The organism is Pseudomonas japonica, from assembly GCF_900188455.1.
GTDB lineage: Bacteria > Pseudomonadota > Gammaproteobacteria > Pseudomonadales > Pseudomonadaceae > Aquipseudomonas > Aquipseudomonas japonica.
Window position 1 is genome coordinate 1 of record NZ_FZOL01000041.1, and the last position, 14656, is coordinate 14656.

Consider the following 14656-nt stretch of genomic DNA (forward strand, 5'->3'; position numbering starts at 1 on the left):
ATCTCCGGCTGCATGAACGCCTGCGGCCACCACCACGTCGGCCACATCGGCATCCTCGGCGTGGACAAGAAAGGCGAAGAGTTCTACCAGGTCTCCCTGGGTGGCAGCGCCAGCCGCGACGCCAGCCTCGGCAAGATCCTCGGCCCGTCCTTCGCCCAGGACGCCATGCCGGACGTGATCGAGAAACTGATCGCCGTGTACGTGGAAAAACGTACCGAAGACGAGCGTTTCATCGACACCTACCAGCGTATCGGCATCGACCCCTTCAAGGAGCGCGTCTATGCAGCGAATCATTAAGAACAACCAGATCGTCGACGAAACCTGGCACCTGCTGCCCAAGGACGTGACCCTCGACGAGCTGACCAACTGCGACGACTACATCGTGCCGCTGCAGCTCTGGCGCGACCACGCCCATGCCCTGAAAGCCCGCGACGGCGGCCTCGGGGTGTGGCTGGACAGCGACGAGGAAGCCGAGGAAATCGGTGAAGACGTCGGCAACTTCCAGGTCATCGCCCTGAACTTCCCGGCCTTCACCGACGGACGCAACTATTCCAATGCGCGTCTGCTGCGTGACCGCTACAAGTTCACCGGCGAGCTGCGTGCCATCGGCGACGTGCTGCGCGACCAGCTGTTCTACATGGCCCGTTGCGGTTTCGACGCCTTCGCCATCCGTGCCGACAAGAGCCCGGAAGACGCGCTGGAAAGCCTCAAGGACTTCTCGGTGACCTACCAGGCCGCCACCGACGAGCCACTGCCGCTGTTCCGCCGGCGCTGATCGTTTCGCTGCAATGAAAAAGCCCCGTCAACCTGACGGGGCTTTTTCGTTTCCGAGGGCCTCATCGCGGGCAACGCCCGCTCCCACACGTGTTCGCGATGAGGCCCGAAAGGTCACTTCCAGCGGCTGATCCTGCTCCACACCCCCAGCACGGTATTCTCCACCGCCCCGCTGGCCGCCAGCCCCACCCGCTCCTGCAGGCTTTTGCGCTCGGCATAGTGCAGGTGATACAGATTCGACTCCCGCGCCCGTTCGCTGAGGTACTCGTCGCTGGTCTTCAGCTCATCCACCAGTTGCTTGTTCAACGCCGCCACGCCCAGCCACACCTCGCCGGTAGCCACGTCGTCGATATGCAACTGCGGCCGATAGCGCGAGACGAAATCCTTGAACAGCTGGTGGGTCACGTCGAGGTCTTCCTGGAACTTCTCCCGGCCCTTCTCGGTGTTCTCGCCAAACACCGTCAGGGTGCGCTTGTACTCGCCGGCGGTGAGCACCTCGAAGTCGATATCGTGCTTCTTCAACAGCCGGTTGACGTTGGGCAACTGCGCCACCACGCCGATGGAACCGAGAATGGCGAACGGCGCGCTGACGATGCGCTCACCGATGCACGCCATCATGTAACCACCGCTGGCGGCGACCTTGTCGATGCACACGGTCAACGGCACACCGGCCTGACGAATGCGCGCCAGCTGCGAGGCGGCCAGGCCATAGCTGTGTACCATGCCGCCACCGCTTTCCAGACGCAGCACCACTTCATCCCGGGCGGTGGCCAGGCTGAGCACGGCGGTGATTTCATGGCGCAGGCTTTCGGTCGCCGAGGCCTTGATATCACCATCGAAATCCAGCACGAAGACCCGCGGCTTCTCGTCCACCGGCGCCTTCTTCAGTTTCTTCTGCTCCTTGGCCTGCTGCTTGCGCAGGGCCTTGAGCTGATGCTTCTCCAGCAGCCCGGACTCCAGGCGCTCGCGCAGCTCCTTGTAGAACTCATTGAGCCGGGTGACCTGCAAATGCCCTCCGGCCTTGCGCCGCCCCTTGCCGCGCATGCCGGCGATCGCCGACAGCACGATCAGCAACGCAATCACCAGAGTGGCGGTTTTAGCGAGAAAGCTTGCGTACTCTGCAAGAAACTCCACAGGGATACCTCAAAGACTTGAAAGCCCCATTCTACGGGCATCGAGAGAAGGATGTCTAACACGCTTCTAACATCGTTCTAACACGTTTCATGTCAGCAGCAGCGAACGCCCATAGCAACAACAAAGGCACGATAAGGGGTCAGTCTGAGGGCCATCCCTGCGAGGGGTGTATACGGGGGAAACTAAGTGAGATTAATCATTGAGATGGTGCCCTGAAAATTTTTGTCAGATTCTCGTTCGGGGCACAGCACCGGTCATAAACTCAGTTTAATCCGACCTGGCAATGCGCGGGCATGCGACGCTTAGAGATTAACCCAGGAATCGACATTGACATAGCGCCTTGATAGCATCACGATATCGCACGACTGAAACACTTGAAACTTATACGCAAAATTAACCTATATAACTGCGGCGGTTAAAATATGGAAATTACATCATTCAATGAATTCCATGAAACTTTTTCAGAGTATCGTAAGGACAATCGCTGGATGTTTCGCGGTCAAGCTGACGCTGCCTGGCCAGTAATCCCGAAGGCGGGAAGATTCCCCTACTGCGAAAGAGATGACTTGGATTACTTGGCCGCATGGAAAAGAAAAGCTTCCGAGTACATTACAAAAAAACCAGAAAATGATTGGGAGTGGATGGCAATAGCCCAACATCATGGGCTGCCAACACGACTGTTAGACTGGAGCTACAACCCATTAGTGGCTGCATTTTTTGCTTGTGTTTCACACCCAGACAAAGATTCTGCAATATACTGCTTTCAGCCGAACTGGGTCATTATCCCTGAAATAGCCAAACCTGATAGATTTAAAGATATTGCAAAGTACAAACCAAACATGGTTGCTTCTCGAATAGACAGACAAGGCGGACTATTCACCACTCATCCGGAACCAAAAATCGACCTTGTGAAAGGATTGGGACCAAAGGACGAACTGGTTATACACACAATTAAATCAAGCTATAAGCGGCAGATGCTTTTCGATCTAAACCATTACGGGATCAACAGACTTACATTAATGGGAGACTTGGACGGTTTATCCTCCCACATGTGCTGGACGTTAGAAAATCGTAGATACTGGTCGGACCATGATGAGTTTATGAGTGAGCTGGCAGGGCAACCGGTCAACAAGTAAAATCGAACAATGCGCCTGAAGCATCTATACCCTTAATGACAACTTAATCCCCTGCCGATCCGTCTCGGGTCGGCCTTACGGGGCTCTTTACGATCAGCTCAAGGTGATACGGGTGATCATCGGGAAGGCTACAGTCTCGGTCTGGAGACCATCAGCAGTCAGCTTCACTTTGACCTTGTCATTAGCCACGATGTCCACGGTAGCCATAATCTCAACGTCCCAGCATTGGTGGTTACCGTTGCGGGTCGCTTGGATTTCCCACACGTCACCGTTGAGGCACGCGACCAGACGGCCAAGGAGGTAGCCACGCGGGCATCATCCAAGACTGACTAATAGGTTCTGGGTTTGGTTGGGTTATTGCTGGTGTGGTTAGCACCACTGATGCTGGATCACAGGACATGGCAAGCCTGTGAGGGCATCTTGAGGGCAGCCGTGGCGACGAATGTTGTTACTGTTGAGGGCGAGCCTTGAGAGTCACCGGGATGTTCTTAACGGCGGTGTAAAGGTTGAGCAGGTCGGGACCAGTAGCAGCCGTGAGGGCCTCAAGGGCGGCCATATGGAACGCTCCAAGTTTTCCCGACACGAACTCTTTAGCTTTCTCTGGGTCCCGGTTAGTGAAGACATCAAGGGCCTTAAGGTTGAACAAGGCGAGACGAGAACGACCATCCGGCATGGCTGCCTCAATAGACAACAAGGTGTCGCGTTGCTCTTGGGTCAAACCGTCAAGCATGAAGTGATAGCGCATAGGGCCTCCATTGAGATGGACTTAGAGAATGGGATGTTCATGGTCGCCAGACCAACCCCTAACTTAGAGATAACTTGAGTTACCCTTTAAGATAGAAAGAAGGACTTATTTAAAGATAATAACAATGGAGTTACTCAATGAGTAATCTTTAGAATCCTTAAGTTAAAGGCCCCGTGAACATTGAGCAATACACGGTGGCCCCAATCCCGTGCAAGGTCTCTCAGCAGCGCCCTTAATGGACATCGACTAACGAGTGACAGTATCAATATTCGCTCCCTCCTACTGGAGCCAGACGCGAAGGTCTGCTTACCGGGGACAGTAGAGTGTTGGCGTGTCACCTTGAAGGTGGTCGCTCTTGGCACTCGGTGGTCTCTGGTCAAACGGTAGGATTTGCTTCGGGTTGCCCGTAGCCATAGTGAGGGTCTATGGAGCCCTTGATCTACGTGACCTCCAGAGGTGCTCGACGAAAATCACCTCACTATTAGATACCTCACGCCCTTGCGAACTCGCCATGGTGGCGCTTACGAACGGACTTCAAATAGTTCTCTGCGGCTCTGAAGTTAGCCAGTTCGACGACATGGGGCTCTGCGTTGATTGATACCTGAACTCGATACCAGCCATTAGGTAACTTCTCGATTCCTTTAGGAAGGCCTGAACGCTTCGGTCTTCCCTTGGCATTCCAGAGATTTTCTTGAACAGTGCAAGTTCGGAGGTTATCAACATCGTTATTTAGACGATTACCGTCGATGTGATCCACAACAAGTTGAGCAGGGTCGATGCCCGTATGCATAAAGTAGATAATTCGATGAGTGCGGTAGAACTTGCCGTCAAACTGCATCCGGTAGTAACCATCTGTACCGATGCTTACGACTGGCCCTGTCCGGCCATTGCGGCCACGGGTTGCTTTGATGCGGGAGAGTCCAGAAGGGCTCGCTGTGTCGATCCTGTAGATCTCGTTGAGGTCTTCGAGGGATGGTAATGCGGCGTTCAGCTTGGACATGGTGGTGCCTCCTATGGATTGGTGGGGGTAGCCATAGTGAGGGTCTATATGATGTGGTAGGAAAGATGTAAAACCACAATATATGGTGGCCAACATCTAACTCCTATGCTCACGGCGCAAGGCGATGGCCAAGCGAGTCGATCAAATTTCACGTAGCGGAACGCTTATACCGCCAAGCGATGGCGTGTATGACTCCTCTCAAGGGCCTCCAAGGCGTCCATGATGCCACCGCTATCGGGTCACTGGACTCAGCAGCGTCATACTTGCCGGTCTTACGGATGGTCGGGAGGACTTCCTCGGTGACCCACTTGCGGAAGGGCTCAGAGGCTGGGGCGTGGCCCCGTAGGAGCATCTTGTAGACCTGCATCTCATCGAACAGGGTCGTCGTATGCGGCAGGGACCGGCCATGGGAGTCAGTGAGCCCCTGATCCTTTTGGGATAGGGCACCCACAGTCACCCAGTTAAACCCCTCGTTCTCCTTCAACCGCTTGAACTTGTTGCAGGCGGAGTAGAAATTCTTCAGGCCAGCCGCTCGGGCGACTTGGGTGGCAACGAATAGGGCATCGTACTCAGGGTGACCCACGAGGACATCCAACTCGATACCCATGAAATTGCGCTTTTGAAAGCAGGCCTACCAGCGAGTGGTAGACCCATCATCATTTAGCGATCAGCCCGAACGCCTTCAAGAGCGCCTCAGTCATTAAGCCCACATCTACACCACGTCCGGCTCCATAGCGGTCATACGTGATCGACCTGGAGCTATGCCCGGTGATTGCATCGGACACCTCAACGGATACGGCAGCGGCCTTCAAGGACCCCGATAGGTGATGTCGCAGCGAATGGAAGGAAAGCCCTGTTTTGGTCTCGGTGCCCAGCACATCACGGATCAGCAAGTTCAGCATCTGCTCGAAGCCGCTTTGCGACATTTTGAACAGCTTCCCATTGGCAGTCTCAGCGAATCCCTTGAGCGCCTCCAAGTCCAGCCCGTAGGCAGCCACTAAGGGCACTTTACGAATGCTGAACTTGTTCTTGGTGGACTTCCCGTCATTGGTATTTATGTCCATGACCAACTGCCCATCGACCTCTGCGATGTCCTTCGAGGTGATCTGATATATCTCGCTGATACGGGGCCCAGTGATGACCCCAAGGCTCAAGCCCCAGCGCTTCCAGTCGGTTGCTGGCAGCTTATTAGCGTGCTCCATGAGCTTGGCTACCTGATCCGGTGAGAACTCTTTCCGTTGGCTCTCAGCACCTTTACGGATCTGGAGCTTGTCCACGAATGCCTTGCTTATATGGGCATTGGCTTCAGCCCACTTCGCGATGGTGGCGAGATGGATGAGGATCTTGTTCACCGTTGAGGCCTGCCTGCCCTCCTTCAGGTTCTCCCTCAAGGCCTGCATGTCAGCCCGCGTGTGGGTCGCCATGTCCAAGTCACCGAGCAGCCCGCTGATGGTTCGGATAGAAGCAGCGAGGTTCTTCTTGGTCGAGCCCTCAAGATCGTCCTTGCGCTCCTCCATGTAGAGATCAGCGAGATGCTGGAAGGTGACGGTATTGAGAGAACCTTGAGGAGCCCTCTCGGATGCAATAACAGATAGAGATTCAGGCACGTCAGTAGCTTGCTTCATTTCATCAATGATCCCCACGATGCCCTCAAGGTCGCCCTCTACCCGCCTCTCAGCAGCATTCATGATCTTGGTCCCCAGCATCACAGCCTTGGCCTGATCGACACTCAACGGCATGGTAGCGGCGATCTCAGCGAGGTCCTCACGGATCTCCGAATAAACCATGCCCGTGCCACCGAAAGCTGGAGAGCCAGTAGCCGGGTCGAAGCGATCCCACACAGAGCCAGTCGCCAATATCCCCTCAGCGATCTCCTTGAGGCGCCCTATAAGATCCTCCCAGGTGGCATCAGGATTATCGAGATGGAAGCTTCTCAACGTGGTCAGCAAGTGGTTTGCGATGGTCACAGCAGTTTGCCTATGGATCGTCTTGAGGGAGAGCGTACATGTGGCTTTGGGGCCCAGAGGGCGTATGCGGAGTGTGTAGCGGCCTTGCCTGCGGTAAACCCATGGCGTGGCAAGTTCTAACAAGGTTCTAACAGTGGCTCGCTTGGCAGTGGTGGTCATGTTTGGTCCAGCCCTTGTGCTGCGTGGCTTTGACCTCTGTGGCTACCCTGTCTGCAAGAAACTCCACGATTACTCCTTGTTGACCTGCGCCCGTATGGCGCGAAAACGATAGTGAAGCATACCGGCGGCAAATCGCCCTAGCCAGCGTAGGAAACGTCTGGCAGAACAGTTCAAACGCTCTTTTCAAACGCTTGTATGTTTTTTCGTTGACACCAGGTCGGTGGCAACCTACCCTCGCCAGAATCTTCTTACCCAGGTGTACGACGTGGGCAGCATCTACCTGATACGACACGGCCAGGCTTCCTTCGGTTGCGACGACTACGATGTCCTCTCGTCGGTTGGCATGCGCCAGAGCGAAGCACTCGGCGCGCACCTGGTGCAACTCGGCGTGCAATTCGATCGCTGCCTCGCCGGCGATCTGCGCCGCCAGCAGGACACCGCCCGCCTGACCCTGACTGCCATGCACGACGCCGGCATTGCCGTGCCCGAGGTGGAAACCGACGCCGCCTTCAACGAGTTCGATGCCGACGCGGTGATCCGCGCCCTGCTCCCCGGCCTGCTGCCGGACGAACCGGAAGCCCTGCACGTGCTGCGCAACGCCCGCGAGCACCGCGCCGAATTCCAGCGCCTGTTCGCCCTCATCGTGCAGCGCTGGCACAGTGGCCAGTACGACCGCGAAGGCCTGGAAAGCTGGTCGGCGTTCGTCCAGCGCACCGGCGACGGCCTGCAGCGCGTGCTGGAGCAGGCCGCCAGCGGCGGCAACATCGCCATCTTCACTTCCGGCGGCACCATCGCCGCCCTGCTCCACCGCATCACCGGCGTCAGCCCCAGCCAGGCCTTCGCGCTGAACTGGCAGATCATCAACACCTCGCTCAGCCAGCTGAAGTTCCGCGGTAGCGAGGTGACCCTGGCCTCCTTCAACAGCCAAGCCCATCTGCGGCTGCTGAGGGTGCCGGAACTCGTAACCTGGCGATGAGTCCGGCGTGTAACGACCCCTGCGTCACTGAAACCACTCAATAAGGAAAACACCATGAGCGAAGTCGCCAAAGCAGTCGAAGCCATGAAAGCCAAGTTCAACCCGAGCGCTGCCGCCGGCCTGGACCTGATCTTCGGTTTCAACATCACCGATGAAGACAAGCACTACGCCCTGATCGTCAAGGATGGCACCTGCGACCTGCAGGAAGGTGAGAACGCCGACGCCAACTGCACCCTGGTCATGGACAGCGAAACCCTGAAAGGCATCGTCAGCGGCGATACCGATGGCATGCAGGCGTTCATGGGCGGCAAGCTGCGCGTCGAAGGCGACATGATGCTGTCGATGAAGCTCAGCGAGCTGTTCCCGGCGTAATTACCACGCCCGTGACGAAAGAACCGAAGCCGGTCACCCTGCTTCGGTTTTTTTTCGCCCGTGCGATGCGCAGCATCAGGGACGTTGATCGACCGGCAACACCCACGCCAATAAGACGTGGCCACGCTTGGCAGCCACGCGCGCGAGAATTAGATTAGCCAATGTTCCATGGCCACCAAAATAAGGGAAAAGTATGACGCTCACCGATCAGTCCACCCAGGTCCGCCCCGGCGAGGAGCTCGATCCCGCCCTGATCGATCCGTACCTGAAAGCGCATATCCCCGGCCTCAGCGGCACGCCGGTGATCAGCCAGTTCCCTGGCGGCGCATCGAACCTGACCTATCTGCTCAGCTACCCCGAGCGCGAGTTCGTCCTGCGTCGTCCGCCCTTCGGCGTCAAGGTCAAGTCGGCTCACGACATGGGTCGCGAATTCCGCATTCTCAATCAGCTCAACGCCGGCTTCCCGTACTGCCCCAAGGCGTACGTGCACTGCACCGACGAGTCGCTGATCGGCGGCGAGTTCTACGTGATGGAGCGGGTCAATGGCGTCATCCTGCGCTCTGACCTGCCGCCGGAGCTGGGCTTCGACGCCGCGCGCACCGAGACCCTGTGCAAGAGCTTCATCGACCGTCTGGTGGAACTGCACCAGGTCGATTACCACGCCGTCGGCCTGGCCGACCTGGGCAAGCCGGACGGCTACGTGCAGCGCCAGATCGAAGGCTGGAACAGCCGCTACGAGAAGGCCCTGACGCCGGATGCGCCACGCTGGGAAGCGGTGATCGCCTGGCTGCGCGAGAAGATGCCGGCGGACCATCCGCGCCCGGGCATCATTCATAACGACTACCGCTTCGACAACGTCATCCTCGACGCCGAGAACCCGATGCGCATCATCGGCGTGCTCGACTGGGAGATGACCACCATCGGCGACCCGCTGATGGACCTGGGCAACACCCTGGCCTACTGGATCGAGGCCGACGATCCGGCACCGGTGCAACTGATGCGCCGCCAGCCGTCCAACGCCCCGGGCATGCTGACCCGACGCCAGTTCGTCGACTACTACGCCGAACGCGCCGGGATCGAGATCACCAACTTCGATTTCTACTACACCTATGGCCTGTTCCGCCTGGCCGGGATCGTCCAGCAGATCTACTACCGCTTCTACCACGGCCAGACCCAGGACCAGCGCTTCGCCCAGTTCATCCACATGAACAAGCTGCTGGAGCAAATGAGCCTGAAGGTCATCGCAGCGTCCAGCCTCTGAACAACGACAACAAGGAACCCATCATGTCCAAGACCCAACTGTTCGACCTCGATGGCAAGATCGCTTTCGTTTCCGGGGCCAGCCGCGGCATCGGCGAGGCCATCGCCCACCTGCTGGCCCAGCAGGGCGCCCATGTGATCGTCTCCAGTCGCAAGCTCGATGGCTGCCAGCAGGTCGCCGAGGCGATCGTCGCCGCGGGTGGCAAGGCCACCGCCATTGCCTGCCATATCGGCGAGATGGATCAGATCGGCGCGGTGTTCGCACGGATCCAGGAAGAGTTCGGCCGCCTGGACATCCTGGTCAACAACGCCGCGACCAACCCGCAGTTCTGCAACGTACTGGATACCGACCTGAGCGCGTTCCAGAAAACCGTCGACGTGAACATCCGTGGCTACTTCTTCATGTCGGTGGAAGCCGGCAAGCTGATGCGCGCCAACGGTGGCGGCAGCATCATCAACGTCGCCTCGATCAACGGCGTCTCGCCGGGCGCCTACCAGGGCATCTACTCGATGACCAAGGCCGCGGTGATCAACATGACCAAGGTCTTCGCCAAGGAATGCGCGCAGTTCGGCATCCGCTGCAATGCCCTGCTGCCGGGCCTGACCGACACCAAGTTCGCTTCGGCGCTGGTGAAGAACGACGCCATCCTCAACAGCGTGCTGCAGCAGGTTCCGCTCAAGCGCGTGGCCGATCCGAAGGAGATGGCCGGCGCGGTGCTGTACCTGGCCAGCGATGCCTCCAGCTACACCACCGGGGTGTCGCTGAACGTGGATGGCGGCTTCCTGTCCTGATTCGTTGGTGATGTCGAGGGCCTCATCGCCGGCAACGCCGGCCCACGGGATTCGCGGTGCATGCGGTCCTTGTGGGCGCTGGCATTGCCGGCGATGGGCCGTCAAGAGCCACACAAAGCCTGACGGCAGAGGTAAGATGGCAGGCTTCCAGCGGGCCCATCCCGCCGCCTCTCCTGCCGATCAAGATGCCCCATGCCTTTCGAACTCAGCGTTGACCTCACCACCCTCGCCATTCTCGCCGCAGTCGCCTTCGTCGCCGGTTTCATCGATGCCATCGCAGGCGGTGGCGGCCTGCTGACCACGCCCGCCCTGCTCACCGCCGGCATGCCGCCACACCTGGTACTGGGTACCAACAAGCTCAGTTCCACCTTCGGCTCGGCCACCGCCGGCTTCACCTACTACCGACGCAAGCTGTTCCACCCGGCGCAGTGGCGCCATGCGCTGGTCGGTACGCTGGTCGGCGCCCTGCTCGGCGCGGTCATCGCCCATTACCTGCCGGCGGAATGGCTGAACAAGATGCTGCCGGTGGTCGTCTTCGCCTGCGGCGTCTACCTGCTGTTCGGCGGCACGCCGAAGGCACCGCTGGATGCCAACGTGGTGGTGAAGAAGAAATGGCAGTTCCCCCAGGGCTTCACCCTGGGCTTCTACGACGGTGTCGCCGGCCCGGGCACCGGCGCCTTCTGGACCGTCAGCACCCTGCTGCTCTACCCCATCGACCTGGTCAAGGCCAGCGGCGTGGCGCGCAGCATGAACTTCGTCAGCAACGCCGCGGCGCTGTCGGTGTTCATCTTCTCGGGTCAGGTGGACTGGGCGGTGGGCCTGGCGATGGGTTCGTCGCTGATGGTCGGCGCGTTCTTCGGCGCGCGCACCGCCATCAGCGGCGGTTCGAAGTTCATCCGCCCGGTATTCATCACCGTGGTGCTGGCGTTGACCGTGCGTCTAGCGTGGCAGCACTGGTTCGGCCAGGCCTGAGTAACGGGCCACGTAGAGGTCGATCAGGTAACGGGCGATGGAGCGCCCGGCAGGCAATGGTGGCAAGGCATCGACGCGGAACCACTGGGCATCCTCGATCTCGTCGGGCTGCATGACGATCTCGCCCCCCGCATATTCGGCATGGAAACCCAGCATCATGGAATGCGGGAACGGCCAGCACTGGCTGCCGACGTACTGGATGTTGCGCACCTCCAGCGCCACTTCCTCGCGCACCTCGCGCACCAGGCAATCCTCGGCCGACTCGCCGGGCTCGGCAAAACCCGCCAGGGTGCTGTAGACGCCGGTGACGAAGCGCGGCGAACGGGCCAGGAGGATCTCGTCGCCACGGGTGATCAGGACGATCATGCTCGGCGAGATCCGCGGGTAGCTGCGCAGGTCGCAAGGCTCGCAGTGCATCGCCCGCTCCCGTGGAACCTGGCGCATCGGCTGGCCGCAAGCGCCGCAGAAACGGTGCTCGCGGGCCCAGGTGGCAATCTGCGCGGCATAGCCGAGGATGGTGTAGGTGTCGGCATCGCCTTCGAGCATGAACTGGCGCAGACCGCGCCAGCTGCACCCGGGCAGCGCCTGGGCGCCATGCAGCTCGATCAGGTAGACCGGCTGCCCGTCGTAATGGCCGATCCCGTGCTCGAAGCGGATATCCGGCTCCTGGCGCTTGAACCAGTCGCGGGGGAACAGCGCGCCATTGGCGTCCACCATGAACCCTTCGGCGCTGCGCACGACCGCAAGGCCGCCGCCAACATTCGTATCCAGTACCGCAGTGGTCCAGCGCGCTGACATGTTCCCTTATCCTTAGCGGTTCACCTCAATCGGCGAACTCCGGCTTCTGTTTGCTCATGTGGGCGGCCACGGCCACCCGCAGGTCGGTGGATTGCAGCATGGCGGCGTTCCAGGTGGCGATGTACTCCAGCCCGTCGTCGATCCGGTGATCGCGCATGTAGCTGAGCATCTCCTTGGTGCCGGCCACGGCAATCGGGGATTTTCCCGCAATTTCGCTGGCAATGGCAAAGACTCCGTCGAGCAGCGCCGCGTGGTCGTCATAGGTACGGTTGACCAGGCCGATGCGCTGCGCCTCCTGTGCGTCGATGCTGCGCCCGGTGTAGGCCAGTTCGCGCAGCACGCCGTCACCGATGATACGCGGCAGACGTTGCAGCGTGCCGACATCGGCGGCCATGCCCATGTCGATTTCCTTGATCGAGAACTGCGCGTCGGCGGCGGCGTAGCGCATGTCGCAGGCGGCGATCAGATCGATGGCACCACCGATGCAGTAACCCTGGATCGCCGCCAGCACCGGCTTGCGGCAGTTGTCCACGGCGTTGAAGGACGCCTGCATCTGCAGGATCTTGCGCCGCAGCAGGCGTGCGTTGCGCCCGACATCCTTGCCCAGCTCGCTGGCCAGCGAGGCCAGCATCATCAGGTCGATACCGGAGGAGAAATGCTTGCCGGCGCCGCTGATCACCACCACCCGCACCGCGTCGGTGTCGTCGATCCACTGGAAGATCTCGACGATCTCGCTCCAGAACGCGGCGTTCATGGCGTTGATCTTTTCCGGACGGTTGATCTGGACGTGGGCGATGTGGTTCGACAGCTCGACCTTGAACGCGGTGTAGTCGGTCACGGCGACGCTCCTTGAGCAGGGGGAAAGAGAACCCGGACTATATCGCACCCCACAGACCGCGCTTTTGCCAAAACCGGGACTGACTTTCCTTGATCTTGACTGGCGCTTGCGGCACCGTGCGCAGGTCTTTGAATCATTAGGAAACATTTCATGCCCCGCTCTCTGCCCGGCGCCCTGGCCCACAACTTTCTCGGGCAAGCGCCGCGCTGGTACAAGGCCATCGTCTGCCTGTTCCTGCTGCTCAATCCATTGCTCCTGGCGACCCTTGGCCCGGTGGTCACCGGCTGGGTGCTGGTGGTGCAGTTCATCTTCTTCCTCGGCATGGCACTCAAGTGCTATCCGCTGATGCCCGGCGGCCTGCTGATGGTCGAAGCCCTGCTGCTCGACCTGACCACGCCACAGGCGCTGTACGAGGAACTGCAGCACAATTTCCCGGTGATCCTGCTGCTGATGTTCATGGTCGCCGGGATCTACTTCATGAAGGACCTGCTGCTGTTCCTGTTTTCACGCATTTTGCTAGGAGTACGCTCCAAGGCATTGCTTTCATTGATTTTTTGCTTCCTGTCCGCCTTCCTTTCCGCGTTCCTCGATGCCCTGACCGTGACCGCGGTGATCATCAGTGCCGCGGTGGGCTTCTACGCGGTCTACCACCGCGTCGCCTCCGGCGCCAACCCGCGGGGCGACGCCCAGATCGACAGCGACCAGGGCATCGCCGAGCTGGCCCGGGAAGACCTGCAACAGTTCCGCGCCTTCCTGCGCAGCCTGCTGATGCACGGCGCCGTGGGCACCGCGCTGGGCGGCGTGTGCACCCTGGTCGGTGAACCGCAGAACCTGCTGATCGGCCACGAGATGGGCTGGCACTTCCAGGAGTTCTTCTTCAAGGTCGCTCCGGTGTCGTTGCCGGTACTGGTGGCGGGCCTGGTCACCTGCGTGCTGCTGGAGAAGCTGCGCTGGTTCGGCTATGGCACCCTGCTGCCCGACGCGGTGCGCCAGGTGCTGGCCGCCTATGCCGCCGAGGACGATGCCCAGCGCACCGCCCAGCAGCGCGCCAACCTGCTGGTACAGGGCATCGCCGCGCTGATCCTGATCGTCTGCCTGGGGCTGCATATCGCCGAGGTCGGCTTGATCGGCCTGCTGGTCATCGTGCTGATCACCTCGTTCACCGGCATCACCGACGAACACCGTCTGGGCCGTGCATTCCAGGACGCCATGCCATTCACCTCGCTGCTGGTGGTGTTCTTCGCGGTGGTCGCGGTGATCCACCAGCAACAGCTGTTCACCCCGCTGATCGAGGCGGTGCTGGCGCTGCCGGCCGAGCAGCAGCCGGGCATGCTGTTCATCGCCAACGGCCTGCTCTCGGCGATCAGCGACAACGTATTCGTCGCGACCATCTACATCACCGAGGTCAAGCAGGCGTTTCTCAACGGTGGCATGAGCCGCGAGCACTTCGAGACCCTCGCGGTGGCGATCAATACCGGCACCAACCTGCCGAGCGTGGCCACGCCCAATGGCCAGGCGGCGTTCCTGTTCCTGCTGACTTCGGCGATTGCGCCGCTGATTCGGCTGTCCTATGGGCGCATGGTGTGGATGGCGTTGCCGTACACCATCGTCATGGGTGGGTTGGGGTGGTGGGCTGTGACCTATTGGTTGTGAGGTGTATCTGGGGCCGCGTTGCGGCCCTTCGCGGGCAAGCCACGCTCCTACGGGAGGTGAGTGACATCGCACGGTGGCTC

The 14656-nt window shown here is 59.8% G+C and carries 15 protein-coding genes and 1 pseudogene; 9 read left to right on the forward strand and 7 right to left on the reverse strand.

Going from position 1 to position 14656, the window contains the following annotated elements:
* Positions 1-297 (forward strand): annotated as a pseudogene (locus CHB99_RS28555) (nitrite/sulfite reductase); the annotation flags it as partial.
* Positions 281-775 carry a DUF934 domain-containing protein gene (locus CHB99_RS28560; protein WP_042127541.1) on the forward strand — a complete coding sequence of 165 codons (495 nt, stop codon included), beginning with the start codon at positions 281-283 and terminating at the stop codon, positions 773-775. The pseudogene CHB99_RS28555 and the gene CHB99_RS28560, both read left to right, overlap by 17 nt.
* Before the next feature lie 113 nt (positions 776-888).
* Here the strand turns inward: CHB99_RS28560 and sohB are convergent, their stop codons facing one another.
* A complete protein-coding gene (gene sohB / locus CHB99_RS28565) occupies positions 889-1908 on the reverse strand; it encodes a protease SohB (protein ID WP_042127542.1) in 1020 nt (339 codons plus the stop codon).
* 422 nt (positions 1909-2330) lie between these two features.
* On the opposite strand from sohB, the gene CHB99_RS28570 reads away from it, so the two are divergent.
* The gene (locus tag CHB99_RS28570) at positions 2331-3044 is read left to right on the forward strand and encodes an FRG domain-containing protein (protein WP_042127545.1); all 714 of its coding nucleotides are present in this window, start codon (positions 2331-2333) and stop codon (positions 3042-3044) included.
* A 448-nt stretch (positions 3045-3492) separates the two neighbouring features.
* Here CHB99_RS28570 and CHB99_RS28580 read toward each other — a convergent pair whose 3' ends face one another.
* The 4 genes from CHB99_RS28580 to CHB99_RS28595 all read right to left on the reverse strand — a co-directional run bounded on the left by CHB99_RS28580 (position 3493) and on the right by CHB99_RS28595 (position 6915).
* Entirely contained in the window at positions 3493-3789 is a 297-nt protein-coding gene (locus CHB99_RS28580) for a hypothetical protein (RefSeq protein WP_042127548.1), read from the reverse strand.
* Positions 3790-4279: 490 nt separating this feature from the next.
* Positions 4280-4789, reverse strand: a complete 510-nt coding sequence (locus tag CHB99_RS28585) for an HNH endonuclease (protein ID WP_167335880.1) — start codon at positions 4787-4789, stop codon at positions 4280-4282.
* 148 nt (positions 4790-4937) lie between these two features.
* Entirely contained in the window at positions 4938-5396 is a 459-nt protein-coding gene (locus CHB99_RS28590; protein WP_052419510.1) for a BRO-N domain-containing protein, read from the reverse strand.
* Positions 5397-5445: 49 nt separating this feature from the next.
* Positions 5446-6915, reverse strand: coding sequence for a tyrosine-type recombinase/integrase (locus CHB99_RS28595; RefSeq protein ID WP_042127550.1), 1470 nt, complete (start codon positions 6913-6915; stop codon positions 5446-5448).
* A 265-nt stretch (positions 6916-7180) separates the two neighbouring features.
* Here CHB99_RS28595 and CHB99_RS28600 point away from each other — a divergent pair, with 265 nt between their 5' ends.
* The 5 genes from CHB99_RS28600 (at position 7181) to CHB99_RS28620 (ending at position 11287) form a co-directional block, all read left to right on the forward strand.
* Positions 7181-7891, forward strand: coding sequence for a histidine phosphatase family protein (locus CHB99_RS28600; RefSeq protein ID WP_042127552.1), 711 nt, complete (start codon positions 7181-7183; stop codon positions 7889-7891).
* Positions 7892-7945: 54 nt separating this feature from the next.
* Positions 7946-8263 carry an SCP2 sterol-binding domain-containing protein gene (locus CHB99_RS28605; RefSeq protein WP_042127554.1) on the forward strand — a complete coding sequence of 106 codons (318 nt, stop codon included), beginning with the start codon at positions 7946-7948 and terminating at the stop codon, positions 8261-8263.
* A 193-nt stretch (positions 8264-8456) separates the two neighbouring features.
* Complete coding sequence (locus CHB99_RS28610) at positions 8457-9524, forward strand: phosphotransferase family protein (RefSeq protein WP_042127556.1); 1068 nt, start codon at positions 8457-8459, stop codon at positions 9522-9524.
* A gap of 23 nt (positions 9525-9547) precedes the next feature.
* Entirely contained in the window at positions 9548-10315 is a 768-nt protein-coding gene (locus CHB99_RS28615) for an SDR family oxidoreductase (protein ID WP_042127558.1), read from the forward strand.
* Between the two features lie 192 nt (positions 10316-10507).
* Positions 10508-11287 (forward strand): TSUP family transporter, encoded by a 780-nt coding sequence (locus CHB99_RS28620; protein ID WP_042127560.1) that lies wholly within the window; start codon positions 10508-10510, stop codon positions 11285-11287.
* On the opposite strand, the gene nudC is transcribed toward CHB99_RS28620, so the two are convergent.
* Positions 11255-12085, reverse strand: coding sequence for an NAD(+) diphosphatase (gene nudC, locus CHB99_RS28625; RefSeq protein WP_042127563.1), 831 nt, complete (start codon positions 12083-12085; stop codon positions 11255-11257). The two genes, CHB99_RS28620 and nudC, sit on opposite strands and share 33 nt — an antisense overlap.
* 25 nt (positions 12086-12110) lie before the next feature.
* On the reverse strand, positions 12111-12923 hold the full coding sequence (locus tag CHB99_RS28630) for a crotonase/enoyl-CoA hydratase family protein (protein ID WP_042127564.1): 813 nt from the start codon (positions 12921-12923) through the stop codon (positions 12111-12113).
* 150 nt (positions 12924-13073) lie between these two features.
* On the opposite strand from CHB99_RS28630, the gene nhaB reads away from it, so the two are divergent.
* A complete protein-coding gene (nhaB, locus tag CHB99_RS28635; protein WP_042127566.1) occupies positions 13074-14576 on the forward strand; it encodes a sodium/proton antiporter NhaB in 1503 nt (500 codons plus the stop codon).
* The last annotated feature ends 80 nt before the right edge of the window (positions 14577-14656 follow it).